Annotated in this window: 17 protein-coding genes and 1 other annotated feature; of the genes, 15 read left to right on the top strand and 2 right to left on the bottom strand. The window is 36.6% G+C overall.

Translation table 11 applies throughout. The features are described 5' to 3' along the window. The first annotated feature begins 23 nt into the window (after positions 1-23). The 12 genes from mreC (at position 24) to obgE (ending at position 9,776) form a co-directional block, all read left to right on the top strand. Positions 24-881, top strand: coding sequence for a rod shape-determining protein MreC (gene mreC, locus CIB95_RS05740; RefSeq protein WP_094923068.1), 858 nt, complete (start codon positions 24-26; stop codon positions 879-881). Continuing rightward, complete coding sequence (gene mreD, locus CIB95_RS05735) at positions 878-1,393, top strand: rod shape-determining protein MreD (protein WP_094923065.1); 516 nt, start codon at positions 878-880, stop codon at positions 1,391-1,393. Before mreC ends, mreD begins: the two co-directional genes overlap by 4 nt. Before the next feature lie 59 nt (positions 1,394-1,452). Further along, on the top strand, positions 1,453-2,121 hold the full coding sequence (gene minC / locus CIB95_RS05730) for a septum site-determining protein MinC (protein WP_094923063.1): 669 nt from the start codon (positions 1,453-1,455) through the stop codon (positions 2,119-2,121). A 15-nt stretch (positions 2,122-2,136) separates the two neighbouring features. Further along, on the top strand, positions 2,137-2,934 hold the full coding sequence (minD, locus tag CIB95_RS05725) for a septum site-determining protein MinD (RefSeq protein ID WP_094923060.1): 798 nt from the start codon (positions 2,137-2,139) through the stop codon (positions 2,932-2,934). 628 nt (positions 2,935-3,562) lie between these two features. Further along, on the top strand, positions 3,563-4,321 hold the full coding sequence (locus CIB95_RS05720; RefSeq protein ID WP_094923057.1) for a M23 family metallopeptidase: 759 nt from the start codon (positions 3,563-3,565) through the stop codon (positions 4,319-4,321). Beyond that, positions 4,314-5,162, top strand: coding sequence for a M50 family metallopeptidase (locus tag CIB95_RS05715; RefSeq protein ID WP_094923055.1), 849 nt, complete (start codon positions 4,314-4,316; stop codon positions 5,160-5,162). The genes CIB95_RS05720 and CIB95_RS05715 overlap by 8 nt, the downstream gene beginning before the upstream one ends. Before the next feature lie 35 nt (positions 5,163-5,197). Further along, positions 5,198-6,697 (top strand): Rne/Rng family ribonuclease, encoded by a 1,500-nt coding sequence (locus CIB95_RS05710; RefSeq protein ID WP_158217568.1) that lies wholly within the window; start codon positions 5,198-5,200, stop codon positions 6,695-6,697. Positions 6,698-6,726: 29 nt separating this feature from the next. Beyond that, positions 6,727-6,802: a sequence feature (ribosomal protein L21 leader region), on the top strand. Between the two features lie 12 nt (positions 6,803-6,814). Further along, positions 6,815-7,123 carry a 50S ribosomal protein L21 gene (rplU, locus tag CIB95_RS05705; RefSeq protein ID WP_094923050.1) on the top strand — a complete coding sequence of 103 codons (309 nt, stop codon included), beginning with the start codon at positions 6,815-6,817 and terminating at the stop codon, positions 7,121-7,123. 14 nt (positions 7,124-7,137) lie between these two features. Then, on the top strand, positions 7,138-7,467 hold the full coding sequence (locus CIB95_RS05700) for a ribosomal-processing cysteine protease Prp (RefSeq protein ID WP_094923047.1): 330 nt from the start codon (positions 7,138-7,140) through the stop codon (positions 7,465-7,467). A gap of 12 nt (positions 7,468-7,479) precedes the next feature. Then, complete coding sequence (gene rpmA, locus CIB95_RS05695; protein ID WP_094923044.1) at positions 7,480-7,770, top strand: 50S ribosomal protein L27; 291 nt, start codon at positions 7,480-7,482, stop codon at positions 7,768-7,770. Positions 7,771-7,949: 179 nt separating this feature from the next. Continuing rightward, the gene (locus CIB95_RS05690; protein WP_094923041.1) at positions 7,950-8,492 is read left to right on the top strand and encodes a Spo0B C-terminal domain-containing protein; all 543 of its coding nucleotides are present in this window, start codon (positions 7,950-7,952) and stop codon (positions 8,490-8,492) included. After that, on the top strand, positions 8,493-9,776 hold the full coding sequence (obgE, locus tag CIB95_RS05685) for a GTPase ObgE (RefSeq protein ID WP_094923038.1): 1,284 nt from the start codon (positions 8,493-8,495) through the stop codon (positions 9,774-9,776). It begins immediately after the preceding gene. Between the two features lie 51 nt (positions 9,777-9,827). On the opposite strand, the gene CIB95_RS05680 is transcribed toward obgE, so the two are convergent. Together CIB95_RS05680 and CIB95_RS05675 are read right to left on the bottom strand one after the other, a co-directional pair. Further along, positions 9,828-10,367, bottom strand: a complete 540-nt coding sequence (locus CIB95_RS05680; protein ID WP_094923035.1) for a transcription repressor NadR — start codon at positions 10,365-10,367, stop codon at positions 9,828-9,830. Between the two features lie 12 nt (positions 10,368-10,379). Beyond that, positions 10,380-11,531: an IscS subfamily cysteine desulfurase gene (locus CIB95_RS05675; RefSeq protein ID WP_332893078.1), complete on the bottom strand. Its 1,152-nt coding sequence runs from the start codon at positions 11,529-11,531 to the stop codon at positions 10,380-10,382. Between the two features lie 96 nt (positions 11,532-11,627). On the opposite strand from CIB95_RS05675, the gene nadB reads away from it, so the two are divergent. Genes nadB through nadA form a run of 3 tightly spaced genes read left to right on the top strand, consistent with a single transcriptional unit; the run spans position 11,628 to position 15,101 of the window. Next, positions 11,628-13,235: an L-aspartate oxidase gene (gene nadB / locus CIB95_RS05670; RefSeq protein ID WP_332893076.1), complete on the top strand. Its 1,608-nt coding sequence runs from the start codon at positions 11,628-11,630 to the stop codon at positions 13,233-13,235. After that, entirely contained in the window at positions 13,159-14,004 is an 846-nt protein-coding gene (gene nadC, locus CIB95_RS05665; protein WP_094923032.1) for a carboxylating nicotinate-nucleotide diphosphorylase, read from the top strand. The genes nadB and nadC overlap by 77 nt, the downstream gene beginning before the upstream one ends. Further along, positions 14,001-15,101 carry a quinolinate synthase NadA gene (gene nadA, locus CIB95_RS05660; protein ID WP_094923029.1) on the top strand — a complete coding sequence of 367 codons (1,101 nt, stop codon included), beginning with the start codon at positions 14,001-14,003 and terminating at the stop codon, positions 15,099-15,101. Before nadC ends, nadA begins: the two co-directional genes overlap by 4 nt. Positions 15,102-15,216 lie beyond the last annotated feature (115 nt).

Below are 15,216 nucleotides of genomic sequence, written 5' to 3'. Positions count from 1 at the left end.
TTGGTTAGAAGAAGGTGTTTAATATGCCACAGTTTTTTTCCAATAAAAAATTAATTGTTTTATTAGTCAGTATTATTTTGCTAGTTGCTTTAATTGGTATTTCCATGCGAGACCGTGAGCAACTTACTTTACCAGAGCAATTTATTATGGACTCAGTCGGTTGGGTACAATCGTTATTTTATCAGCCCGCTCAATTAGTAGCGGGTTTCTTTGAGAATGTCGAAGAAATTAAATATGTTTATGAAGAAAATAAACTATTAAAATCGAGACTAGAAGATTTTGTGAAAATATCGGTTGAAGCAAACCAACTTCGAAGCGAAAACAAAAGATTGATGGAGTTAATAGGTAAGGAAAACAGTTTGCGGAATTATGTTATTAGACATGCCTCAGTCATAGCTAGAACGCCAGATGGATGGCATAGCTTCTTTACGATTAATATTGGCGCACAAGACGGAGTAACAGCTAAAATGGCTGTTATCACTGCAGAAGGCTTAATCGGGAAAATAAAAGATGTGTCACCATTTTCTTCGACTGTCCAAATATTAACAGACGTAGATCGAACTAACCGTATATCAGCGATTGTTGATGGAGATGAAGCTGCATTTGGACTGATTGAAGGTTATGATCCTGAAAGTAAGAAACTACTTTTTAAGAAAATACCAAGCGATATTACACTAGAAGTAGGAGCAACTGTTGTTACATCTGGGCTTGGTGGAATTTTCCCGCGCGGGCTTGTTATTGGTTCAATAACTGAAGTGCGAGCTGATGAATATGGGGCGACTCAAATGGCGATTGTCGAACCGTCGGCAAACTTTTATGATATTGACCATGTTATGGTAATAGAGCGAGAAATAAACGGTGCTGTGGAGGAAACGCAATGAAACGGCTATTACTCCCTGCCATCGTTTTTATGTTTTTTATTTTAGAAAGTACTGTATTCCAAGTATTACTAACGAAAAATGATGAAACAATAATGGTCCCTCGTATTTTATTTCTTATTCTATTATTTATTGCCCTTGATGGTCCGAAAAATGCTGCTGTCGTTTATGCGATTAGCTTTGGTTTTTTATATGATTTTCTATATACAGACGTCATTGGTGTTTATGCATTCTCGTTCACTGTAATCGTCTATCTATTTAAACAAGTCTCAAATTATTTACATATACAATTTTTCTTAATGACTTTATTTAGTATAATAAGTATAGTACTTTTAGAATTTTTAGTATTTACGATTTACTCAATGATTGGAATTACTACTATTTCTATGCTCGCTTTTTATGAAAAACTATTATTACCGAGTATTATTTTTAATAGTATAGTCCTAATACTCTTCTACATTCTTTTAAAGAAAATGGTTATTAAAATATCATTGTTCAGTACGGAAGAAAGTTAATTCAAAAAGAGGAGATTGAAATTAGATTGTTGAATATAAACATATTGGGGTGAACAGTAATGGTACAACAACTAAATAATGTAACCATCAAAGGTACGAAAGATGGTCTTATTTTTCACCTAAGTGATTCATGTGCCTTTCGAGACATCATTGAAGAGTTGGAAGAAAAACTTTCAATCACTCCTCATCAATATTCTGAAGATAAATTAGTATCTATTAAAGTTAGATTAGGAAATCGCTATTTAACGAGCGATCAGCAAGAAATGTTACGTAATACAATTCGTAATAAGAAAAATCTAGTGATTTCAGATATTGAATCTAATGTAATGTCGAAAGAAGAAGCAGAGCAATTAATTAAAAACAATCGAATTGAATCATTTACACAAATTGTTCGTTCGGGGCAAGAGTTAACTGTTCAAGGCGACTTATTACTAATTGGTGACGTCAACCCAGGAGGAGTAGTTAGCGCTACTGGAAACATTTACGTCATGGGTGCATTAAAAGGAACTGCTCATGCTGGCAATAATGGAAATGAAGAAGCTGTTATTGTTGCATCAAAAATGGCTCCTCAACAACTGCGAATTGGTAATATCGTTAACCGTTCTCCTGAACAACAAGATGACAAGCATGATATGGAATGTGCTTATATAGAGAAAGAAGATAAATCTATTATTATTGATAAATTACAAGTACTCACAAAAAGAAATCTTAGTTTAGCAAAGCTTTAAAGGGGGATGACCATTATGGGTGAAGCGATCGTAATTACATCTGGAAAAGGTGGAGTAGGTAAAACTACTACTACTGCCAATTTAGGATCTGCTTTAGGATTGGCTGAGAAGAAAGTATGTTTAGTTGATACTGATATTGGTTTGCGTAATCTAGATTGTGTGATGGGTCTTGAAAACAGAATTATTTATGATCTTGTCGATGTTGCAGAAGGGCGTTGTCGCCTTGAGCAAGCATTAATTAAGGATAAGCGTTTTGAAAATCTTTATTTATTGCCTGCAGCTCAAACAAAGGATAAATCAGCTATAACGCCAACACAATTAAAAAAGATTATAAACAACTTGAAAAATGACTTTGATTATATTTTAATCGATTGTCCAGCTGGAATTGAGCAAGGTTTCCAAAATGCAATAGCAGGAGCGGATAAAGCAATTGTTGTTACTACTCCGGAAATCTCGGCGATTCGTGACGCTGACCGTGTTATCGGCTTGCTTGAGCAACAGCCTCACATCGAGTCACCACGTTTAATTGTCAATCGAATTCGTAATCATATGGTGAAACAAGGAACGATGCTAGACGTTGAAGAAATTGTTTCAGTACTGTCCATCGATATTTTAGGAGTCGTAATTGACGATGACCAAGTGATTGAGGCGGCAAATACTGGTGAACCTATCGTCTTAGATCCTACGAAAAAGTCAGCGATTGCTTACCGTAATATTGCGAGACGTATTTTAGGTGAATCTGTTCCTTTACTAGATATGAATGATGACAAAACTATGTTTACGAAAATGAAAAAGTTTTTCGGCATTCGTTAAAAGGCTGGAACAAAAAGTTTATAAGAATAGACAAGGCCAAATCCATTCAGACTTACAATCTGGATGGTTTTTTTATTATTAGGAAATATTTATATGCTTTGTCAAAATCCTTCGCTTTCCACGGGCCCGGCCTCAGCCTCCTTAGAAAGCAAAAAATCGCTTTCTATCGGGGTCTTCGGACACGGGCTGTTCCCGTAGGAGTCTCCGTATTTTGACTGCGCTTTACAGCAAGTCAGTCATCTCAGCTTTTCTTTATTGATCCAGCTGCGGCTCACAACGACTAGAAACCTATAGACTTCTCACTTTCGATAAGTCAACATCATCTCGTTCCACTCGTTGTGTTTCCTTTATCTTAGTTCAAAGAGTTATAAGGTTTTACGTCGCTAAGCGTTCGCCTCGCTTTTCTTTAACTGTCTAGCTTCGACTCCTAGCGACTAGTTAACTTCATACTTCTCATTTGCGATAAGTCAACATCGCCTCGCCTAGCTCACCGTGTTTCCTTTATCTCACTCGAAGTATTCCAGTTCATACGTCGCTGAACAGTCGTCTCAGCTTTTCTTTTTGTCATATCTACAGCGGACAAGTCATATAGTTTATCAAAATGGTAGTTTGAAAAGGAAGGGTAGTTATGAATAGAAGAGCGAATGAAATTAAGAGACGATTAGCCGAGAGAAAACGTTTGAAGCTCCAAAAAATTGCTAGAAATGAACATTCTAGTAAGCCTATCAATAATAATCGGATTCCACAAAACGATGGCATTCACCCGTTATTTAATAAAGATGTGTTTATCATGAAAATTTTTGCTGCGGCTATTCTCTTTTTAATGGTTGGAATTCTATTTAAAAACCAATCGCCACAATTTATGGAAACGCGCCAGTTTGTAACAGGTGTTTTTGAAAAAGACTTTCAATTTGCAACTGTAGCTAAGTGGTATGAAGATAAATTTGGAAAGCCTTTAGCATTACTACCGTCATCTGAAGATGCCTTATATGATGAAAAATCAGTGACTGACGCAAAAGGCATGGGTTATGCCATTCCTGCTTCAGGACATGTGTTAACGCCTTTTAAAACGGACGGTAGGGGTCTTATGATTGAAACTGGTGAAAAGTCAGAGGTGAAAGTAGTTAAAGATGGTATGGTAATCTTCGTAGGTAATCGAGATGATATTGGAAAAACAGTTATAATCGATCATCCAGGTGGTGGTCAAACATGGTACGGAATGTTAGAAAGTATTGAGGTAAATTATTATGATTACGTAAAAACGGGAACAGTTGTCGGGATTGCCTCAAAACGAGAAAATGATTCACAAGCGACTGGTGAATTTTACTTTGCAATAAAACAGGAGGATACGTTTATCGATCCTATTCAGGTGATAAAATTTGAATAGTATCATAAATCTCTTGAAAATAGTAAAAGTACATCCTTTATTTTGGGTAATTGCTGGACTTGGAATTATGACTGGTTACTTTAAAGTAGTTATTATGATTTTTATGATAGTAATGATACATGAAATGGGTCACTACATAGCGGCCCGTTTTTTTAAATGGAAAGTGACGAAAATAATGCTACTCCCATTCGGAGGAGTAGCTGAACTTGATGAACATGGAAATAAACCGTTAAAAGAGGAACTTATTATTATACTAGCTGGTCCTTTGCAGCACGTTTGGATGATAGGTTTCTCTTTTTTGTTGTATAAATTAGGGGTTGTTTCGCAAGTAACTTATGAATTATTTCTCTTTCATAATACTGTTATTTTAATCTTTAATTTACTCCCTATATGGCCATTAGATGGTGGGAAGCTTATTTTAATTTTCACATCCTATTTATATCCATTTAAAAAGGCACTATCCATTGCCTTGATTAGTTCAGCATTTTGCTTATTAGCCTTTGCAACTTGGACAATCATTTCCTATCCATTACAACTAAATGTTTGGTTAATTATTAGTTTTCTTTGTTTTACCAATGTATTCGCCTATAGACAGCGAAACTATACACTTATCCGATTTTTAATGGAAAGGTATTATGATAAAGAGCGAATTTTCCCAAAAACAAAAGCCTTTGCAGTCAAAAAAAGTGCGAAAGTATCAGCGACATTTTCGTGGTTTTACCGTGACGTATTTCATATTTTTATCGTTAATAATGGCAAAAAAACCGATGAACGGGAGCTTTTAAAAGCACACTTTTCTGATAAACGGTCAAATTGTACAATCGATGATCTTTTTATGTAAAATAGCAGTAGTGAGTAAAAAGTGAGGTTATTTCATTGCAAAAAAAGATTATCATCAATGCAAGAGGGTCTGAAAAAAGAGCTGCAATTTTAGAAGAAGATCTCGTTGTTGAATTATTAATTGACCAACCTTCGAATGAAGCAAAAGCGGGAGATATATTTTTAGGAAAAGTTGAAAAAGTGATTCCGGGAATTCAAGCGGCATTTATTGAACTTGGCCATGAGAAAAATGGTTATTTAGGGCGTGAAGACACGTTGCTTGCGACACAACAGCACCCGAATGAAAAGCTTAAAGGAGTAACGATATCTCAAGCGATAACGCAAGGGCAAAGTTTATTAGTTCAAGTAGCAAAAGAAGCGACTGGTTCGAAAGGTCCTAAATTATCGGAAGTGATTGAGCTCTCTGGAAAATATATCGTTTACTTACCACAAGGAAAGTATGTAGCTGTTTCCAAAAGAATGAAGGATGAAGAAACGCGCGAAAAGTGGCGTTCTTTCGGTGAACAATTATGTAGCAATGATGAAGGTCTTATATTGCGAACGGCATGTGAAGAGGCGGCAGAAGATGAAATAAAAAAAGAATTTACGTATTTGCGAACTAGTTGGAATGAGATTGTTCAACAGGCAAAGGGAAAAAAAGGTCCACTAAAAATTCATGAAGAAATGTCGCTGTTTAAGCAATTGTTACGTAGCATCCCAGAAGATGATATTTCAGAAATAATAATCGATGATGAAAATGAACGGGATAGGTTAATACGTTTCCTTCACGATAGCGAACTCCCTAGTAAAATAAAAATGCATTACGAAAAGGAAGACATTTTTTCTACATATAGGATTGAGCAAGAAATTGATAAAGCTTTAAAGAAAATCGTTTGGTTAAAAAGCGGTGGATTTATTACGTTTGAAAAAACAGAAGCTTGTACTGTAATTGATGTAAATACTGGTAAATTCACCGGTAAAGGAAACTTTCAAGATACGGTGTTAAAAACGAATATAGAGGCAGCCAAAGAAATTGCCAGGCAAATAAGACTACGAAATAGTAGCGGCATTATCTTAATTGATTTTATTAATATGAAAAACATGGAATCACAGCAACAAGTAAGAGATGTGATGGTAGAACAATTAAAGAATGATCGAACGAAAACACAAGTGTTCCATTTTACATCTGTCGGAATACTTGAATTAACAAGGAAAAAAATTCGTCAAAGCTTATTAGAGACGCTCACAGCAACATGCCCTACTTGTGCTGGTATTGGTCGTACAGAAACAGTTCCTTCTGCATTTTATCAAATGGAAAGAGAGCTTTTACAATATCGTTATCAAGATGATGAGGCACTTTGGTTAACTGTTTCTAGTGAAATGTTGCACTTGATGAAATATGATTTTCGCGTTTTATATGAAGAGTTACAAAAGAAACTTCCATTCGAATTATTTGTTACTATACGTGAGCAAAGTGACCAAAAAACCTATGAAATAAAGCAACTTGGAACAGGAAAAGAAATTCAAACACGAATTGACAAAAATCATGCACTATGATATTATTTTTTCGTTAGACTTGGGCACCAAAAGTGCTCCAACCGCACAAAGCAGGTTTTTAAACGCGTTAACGCTGCCTGATTTTTGGCGAGTCTGAGACAATGAGGAGGTGCAATTATGTACGCAATTATCGAAACTGGTGGTAAACAAGTAAAGGTAGAAGAAGGTCAAGCTATCTACATTGAAAAGTTAGACGCTGAAGCAGGTGAAACAGTAACTTTCGACCGTGTATTAATGGTTGGTGGTGAAGACGTTAAAGTTGGTAGCCCAACTGTTGACGGAGCAACTGTAACTGCTAAAGTTGAAAAGCAAGGCCGCGCTAAGAAAGTGATCGTTTTCAAGTTTAAGGCGAAGAAGAAATACCGTCGTAAGCAAGGTCACAGACAGCCATACACAAAAGTAATCATTGAAAAAATTAACGCGTAAGGCGTTGTTAACTTATGATTACCGTTAACATTACACGTGAAAATCATAAAATTCGCGCTTTTGAGTTAAGTGGTCATGCAGAGTCAGGTCCTCACGGTCATGATCTCGTATGTGCAGCCGTTTCTTCTGTTGTTTTCGGCATGGAAAATGCCATCGATACCCTTTGTGGTGTCGAATTAGAAGCAACGATGAATGAAGATGGTGGTTACTTACATTGCAGTGTCCCGAAGCAAATTAGCGGAAAAACATATGATGATATGCAACTGCTTTTAGAAGCAATGCTCGTTGCTTTAAGGGCAATCGAGAGTGAAGGAAAGCAGTACTTAAAAATTATTGATAAATAGGAGGTGGACTGAATGTTAAAATTAAACCTTCAATTCTTTGCATCGAAAAAAGGGGTAGGTAGTACAAAGAACGGACGTGACTCTATCTCAAAGCGTCTTGGTGCAAAGCGTGCTGATGGACAATTCGTAACTGGTGGTTCTATTCTTTATCGCCAACGTGGTACGAAAATCTATCCAGGACACAATGTTGGTATTGGTGGAGACGATACTTTATTCGCGAAAGTTGATGGCGTTGTTAAATTCGAACGTTATGGACGTGACCGTAAAAAAGTAAGTGTATACCCTGTAGCACAAGAAGCTTAAATGACAATCTATAACTCTAGCCGTTATGGCTAGAGTTTTTTTCTTGCATAAAAAATTGTTATTCTTCAAACCCTTCAACTGAAAACTTACTTCAAAATAATTATCCATCATACCCCTGCGAACTTTTATCATCTTTGGTATAATTTCTTAAGAGAGACACGTGGATTAGGAGTAGGATTATGAAAAAAAATTGGGATACAATAGAGCTATTAAGACACTGTCGTCATGATTGGCTTAATCAATTACAACTAATTAAAGGTAATTTAGCGTTAAATAATGTTGAAAAAGTACATGCTATAATAGAAGACATCGTTCAACGAACATCAAACGAATCGAACTTATCCAATTTACACGCAAATAAACTTGCAAGTTACTTGCTAACAGTTAATTGGGAAGGAAATCCATTTGTCGTTGACTTTGAAATTACGAATAGTGGTGTACAATTATCGAAATATGATGAAATGTTAACGAAGTGGTTTACGCAATTCTTTCTTACTTTGAAAGATGTCGCTTGTGAAGGTGTAGAAAACCATATTATGTTATCGTTCCAATTGTATAAGGAAGAACAATCGATAGTTGTTGATTTTTCTGGAAAAGTTAATGATACTAGTAGCATTGAAAAAATGTTACATAATCAATTGGGAAGTAACATGAGCATAAAAGACATATCAATACATGAAGAAGAGTTAGTATTTACCCTTCGATTAAACGAGGTGAAATAAATGTTTGTCGATCAAGTCAAGATATATGTAAAAGGTGGAGACGGCGGAAATGGCATGGTAGCCTTTCGTCGTGAGAAATATGTACCAAAAGGTGGACCAGCTGGCGGAGACGGTGGTAATGGTTCTGATGTTGTTTTTAAAGTAGAAGAAGGACTTAGCACATTAATTGATTTCCGTTATAAGCGTCATTTCAAGGCACCTAGAGGTGAGCATGGACGTTCAAAAGGGCAACACGGAAAAAATGCTGATGATATGGTTGTTAAAGTACCACCAGGCACAATTGTCTACAATGCTGAAACTGGTGAAACGATTGCTGATTTAGTACATCATGGACAAACAGCTGTCATTGCTAAAGGTGGTCGTGGCGGACGTGGTAACACGCGATTTGCAACACCAGCAAACCCGGCTCCAGAAATCTCTGAAAATGGTGAACCTGGGGAAGAGCGTGAAATTAAATTAGAATTAAAGGTATTAGCAGATGTCGGTTTAGTCGGCTTCCCAAGTGTTGGGAAATCAACATTACTTTCTGTAGTATCTGCAGCAAGACCGAAAATTGCTGAATACCACTTTACAACAATTGCTCCTAACTTAGGGATGGTTGAAACTGGTGATGGTCGTAGTTTCGTTATGGCCGATTTACCTGGACTAATTGAAGGTGCTCATGCAGGTGTCGGTTTAGGGCATCAGTTCTTACGACATATTGAGCGTACACGTGTCATTGTCCACGTTGTAGATATGTCTGGTTTAGAGGGTAGAGATCCTTATGATGACTATCAAAAGATTAATGAAGAGCTTGGGCAATATAACTTACGTCTTCTAGAAAGACCGCAAGTTGTTGCTGCGAATAAAATGGACATGCCAGACTCTGAAGAAAATTTAGCTAAATTTAAAGAGCAAATTGGTGACGATGTTAAAGTGTTCCCTATTTCTTCTGTTACAAGAGAGGGAATTAGAGATATGCTATTTGAAGTTGCCAATTTAATTGAAAAAACTCCTGAGTTTCCACTTGAGGAAAAAGAAGAAGTACTTGAAAGAGTTCTTTATAAACATGAGGCGGAAGAAGTACCATTTACAATTACTAGAGATAGTGCAGGTATTTTCGTCCTTGAGGGAGCAAAAATTGAAAAAATGTTTAAAATGACGAACTTCGAGCGAGATGAGTCTATTAAACGATTTGCAAAGCAAATGCGTACGCTTGGTGTTGATGAAGCATTACGAGCTCGTGGTGCTGAAGACGGCGATTTAGTTCGTATTTTAGAATATGAATTTGAGTTTGTAGAATAAAGAAAAGCAAGGGTAGGAGAAGTTCCTATGCCTTGCTTTTTTGTTAAGCATTTAAGTTTCAAGGATAAAACCTGCTTGCTTAAGTGCAGCGCAAGCTTGATCAATTTGCTCCATTTTCTCAGCTTCTAACGTATGTAAGTGAACGCCATCTGTTAGTTCAGATAAGAGAGAAGCATTTGTCGATGTAAATTTATCAATAAACATTGCCACATCATGGCGGTTTTTTAACATAAGCGAAGCGGTTAAATCACCATAAATCGGATGTTCAATGGTGACATCTTTCACAGTAACCCCAAAATCAACGATGATATTTAATTCTTCTTCTGTTTTTTCTGGTGGGTGATTTGAAACAACTACTTTATTAGGCTTATCAGTTTTCGTATGTTGAAAGTATACATAGCCTTGTGCAGTTGCCATAATTGGTTCGTTACGTGCTTTTAATAAGGAAATGTCCTGCACAATTACTTGCCGGCTAACATTCGTTCGATTAGATAATTCGCTACCTGTTAAAGGTTGTTCACTTTCCTTTAACCATTGTAGTAACATAGACCGTCGTTTTTCCCCTAAAATCTTCTTCTCAGCTTCTTTCATAGTAAAACTCCTTTATTTCTTATAATAAGCATCATAAATGTCTGACAAGACGATTGCAACTTTCTTTATCTGTTCCTCTGTTGTTTCACGGCCAAGTGAAATGCGGATAAACTCATTTGCTTCTTCTTTCGACCTTCCAAGCGCCAACATTGTTTTCGAAGGAGTATTAAGGCCAACTTGACATGCAGATCCTGTTGAGATAGCAATACCTTGCCTGTTACACTCAAGCATCACATATTGCCCTTCAATCCCTTTTAAACGCAATCCAATAATGGTTGGTAATTGTTTATGCTTTGATGGATGTTCTTCTATTTTTATATCTTTATTTTCATCAGCTACCGTTTTAATAAATAGTTTTCTTAACAAGTCATATCTTTTAACCTCTTCTGGCATCGCTTCGATGACTTCACCAGCTGCTGTTACAAAAGCCGCTATTCCAGGAACATTTACTGTTCCTGCTCGAAAACCTCCTTCATGATTCGTGTTTGGTAAAAGTGGTTTCCATGCTATTTGCGGATTTACATAACATGCACCAACACCTTTAGGACCATAAATTTTATGACTAGAAATAGCAAGACTTGCTACATTTGCCTCGGCAACATTTACATCTACTTTTCCAAAAGATTGAACAGCATCAACGTGTAATGGAATATCGACCATTTTTAAGTATGCACCAATTTCTTTTATAGGTTGAATCGTTCCAATCTCCGAGTTGACGTGAGTTAAACAGACAAGTGCTGTAGTAGGTTTAATTTCCTTTTTTAACCTTTCTAATTCAATCTCGCCATCACAATTAACAGGAAGATACGTAATATGATAGCCTTCGTTTGCTAATGCTTCCATCGTGTTCAAAATCGATGAATGCTCCACTTTGCTTGTAATGATATGCTTTTTCTCTGGGCTACTTCCCTTTAGCAAAGAACGAATCGCTAAAATATTACTTTCTGTACCACCAGATGTAAAATAAATCCCATTTGGATGACCGTGGATCATCGATGATAGCTCCTTGCGACAAACCTCTAGTAAACGATTCGCGTTAGATCCAATATCATGTAGGCTTTGTGGGTTTCCAAAGTATTCTTTACTCACAGTATTGAAAATTTCTAATGCTTTCTCGCTAACTGGCGTAGTCGCACTGTAATCTAAATAAATAATGTTAATCACTACCTTTTTAAATAAGTTCTTGTCATAAGTTTAAATCTGTGTAAATATAGGTGTCAAGACAGTAGTTTAGACATAGGTAGCGGGAGGAAGACCACTATGGAAATGAAAACTGCGGATGTCATAGTTATCGGTGCTGGAATTGCTGGTCTCGTAACTGCATTGCAGTTAGCAAAAGAAAAAAAAGTTATTGTCATAGCTAAAGGAAATTTAACAGAGTGTAATTCGAATTTAGCGCAAGGTGGCATTGCAGCAGTAACGACTAAACAGGACAGTTTTGCTAGTCATTTTATAGATACTATAACTGCAGGGGATTTTCATAATGAAGAAGAGTTAACAAAAACATTAATAAAAAACGGCCCAGATGCAATTCGCTTTCTTAAGAGATTAGGTGTACCTTTCGATGAAAATGAAAGTGGAGAACTTGCTTTATGTAAAGAAGGTAACCACAGTCATTCGCGTATTTTGCATGCTGGCGGAGACGCAACTGGTCATGAAATTATGGAAAAGTTACGAGCACAACTAAAAGAAAATGTATCCGTCATCGAAAATGAAATGGCGATGGATCTATTAATGGAAAATGAAATTTGTGTTGGAGTTTGGACAAAAGATTTGCTTGGAAAGAAGACTTATTATTTCGCTAGTACAACGGTTTTAGCAACTGGTGGACTTGGCCAACTTTATGAAGTGACTTCAAATGCAAAAAGTGCAACTGGTGATGGCATTGCAATGGCCTATCGCGCTGGTGCGCAATTAGCAGATATGGAGTTTGTGCAGTTTCATCCAACGATGCTTATTAAAGATGGCAAAGGGAATGGGCTCATTTCAGAAGCTGTTCGAGGTGAAGGGGCGACATTAATTAATAAAAATAAGCAAGCACTTATGGAAGGCGTTCACCCTTTAAAAGATTTAGCACCACGAGATGTTGTTGCACGAGAAATTTTTTTCTCAATGAAAAAAGGAGAAGAAATATTTTTAGACATAAGTAAAATTCCGGATTTTCAATCTAGATTTCCTACGATTACTGCTCAATGCCTTAAAAATAACATTGACATTGAAAGAGAAAGCCTTCCAGTAGCTCCTGGTGCGCATTTTATGATGGGTGGAGTAAAGACAAATGAATTTGGAGAAACGTCCATTCCAAGGCTTTATGCAGTCGGTGAAGTGGCTTGTACAGGAGTGCATGGAGCGAATCGACTTGCAAGCAACTCCCTTTTAGAAGGAATAGTTTTTGCAAAACTTGCTGCTAGTGCAATTAAAAGTCAATCTAAGCTTCGTGTTAATACACCGAATCAGCCTTCTATATTAATAACGAAGCTACAACTCCCAAATAAACGAGAATTACAAAAAGTGATGTCAGAAAATGTAGGAATTGTCCGCAATGAAAATGGGCTCAGAGGTGCAAAGCAATGGTTTGAACGTTTTTTACTCCCTATAAACGAAGATAGTGCTTTCGATTTACCATTAAAGGAAATGACAATGGTTAATATGCTGACAACAGGCTGGTTGATTGCAACTTCAGCTTTAGAAAGAAATGAAAGCCGCGGTGCGCATTACCGAGATGATTTTATAAAGAATGACAATAATAGATGGCTCAAAAGACAAATTGTGCGAAGTAGGAGGGATAATGATGGACAGTTTTTATGTGAAGGAAAAACTAAAAACATTTTTTCACGAAGATATAAATGGCAGAGATTTATCAAGTGAAATTATTTTCCAGCAAAATCAGCGTGTAACAGGAGAAGTATTAGTAAAAGAGGACGGTATTTTTTCTGGGCAAACCATCTTGGAAGAAGCTTTTAAATTAATCGATGAAACAGTAAAAGTAGAGATGTACGTTAACGATGGCGATAATGTGAAAATAAATCAAGTCATCGCATTAGTAGAAGGGCCAATACAAGCGCTTTTAAAAGCCGAGCGGGTCATGCTAAACCTTATTCAGCGCATGAGTGGAATTGCTACGCTAACAAAGCAAGCTGTTGCCACATTAGATAGTGAGAAAACAAGAGTTTGTGATACGCGAAAAACGACACCTGGATTGCGTGCATTTGAGAAGTACGCTGTCACGTGTGGTGGAGGCTATAATCATCGATTTGGTCTTTATGATGGAGTAATGTTGAAGGATAATCATATAGCTGCAGCAGGTAGTATTATGGCAGCGGTACAGCTTGTTAAAAACAAAATAGGTCACATGGTAAAAGTGGAAGTCGAAACGGAAACGACAGAGCAAGTCATTGAAGCTGTTGAGGCACAAGCAGATATTATTATGTTTGATAATTGCACGCCTGAACAGGTAGTGCAAATGAAAAAACATGTACCAAAAACGATAGTCACAGAAGTTTCAGGCGGCATTACATTAGAAAATATCGCAAGTTATCGAGATACAGAAGTAGATTATATTTCTTTAGGATTTATTACTCATTCAGCAAAAGGGTTAGATATTAGTTTTAATATTAAGGGAGGGTTTAAGGCATGAACTTACTAAGTCAAATGACAAACGCCTCATTGCCTGATAAATACCGTAAGATGTCAACAGAAGAGATGGAGAATAAAGTAAAGCAAATCAAACTAGAACTAGGTGATCGCTTATATTTACCAGGGCATCATTATCAGAAAGATGAAGTTGTTCAATTTTCTCATGATACTGGTGACTCACTGCAGTTGGCGCAACTATCGGCTAAAAATAATAAAGCTGAATTTATCGTTTTTTGCGGCGTGCATTTTATGGCAGAAACAGCTGATATATTAACGACGGATGAGCAAACGGTAATTTTACCTGATATGCGTGCAGGGTGTTCAATGGCTGATATGGCAAATATTGACCAAACCGAACGTGGTTGGATAAACATGCAAAAAGCACTTGGAGATACGATTATCCCATTAACGTATGTAAACTCAACAGCAGCAATTAAAGCATTTTGCGGAAAACATGGCGGGGCTACTGTAACATCTTCGAACGCAAAGAAAATGTTAGAATGGGCATTTACACAAAAAGAACGAATATTATTTTTACCTGACCAGCATTTAGGAAGAAATACCGCCTATGATTTAGGAATTCCTTTAGATGAAATGGCAATTTGGGATCCGATTACAGAAACGTTTGAATATGAAGAGAATATTGAAAAAGTAAAAGTTATTTTGTGGAAAGGACATTGTTCCGTTCATGAAAAGTTTACGATAGAAAACATTAATGATATTAGAAAAAACGATCCAGAAATGAAAATTATCGTTCACCCAGAATGTAGTTGGGAAGTAGTGCAGCAAGCTGATGAAGCGGGCTCTACAAATATGATTTTAACTACTATAAACAATAGTCCGGCAGGATCGAAATGGGCGATTGGAACAGAAATGAACCTAGTAAATCGAATCAAGAGTATTCATAAAGATAAAGAAATTATCTCTTTAAATCCAAATATGTGCCCTTGTTTAACAATGAATAGAATTGATCTGCCACATTTACTTTGGGCACTGGAATCCATTGTCGAGGGAAAGCTAATAAATGTAATTAAAGTGGAAGAAATTGTTGCTAAAGATGCAAAACTCGCATTAAATCGAATGTTAGAAAGAGTGTAGGCGGCCATTTAGGTCGTCTTTTTTTATTCATAAAACCACTAATCCTAACATATGTTTTAGCTGAGAAGCTATAGTGGCAAAAGCCCTATACAATCATATACTATTTAAGACTTTG

It is taken from the genome of Lottiidibacillus patelloidae (assembly GCF_002262935.1).
Classification (GTDB): Bacteria; Bacillota; Bacilli; order Bacillales; family SA5d-4; genus Lottiidibacillus; species Lottiidibacillus patelloidae.
Note: the sequence above shows the minus strand (reverse complement) of the source record. Positions and strands in the feature narration are given on the sequence as shown.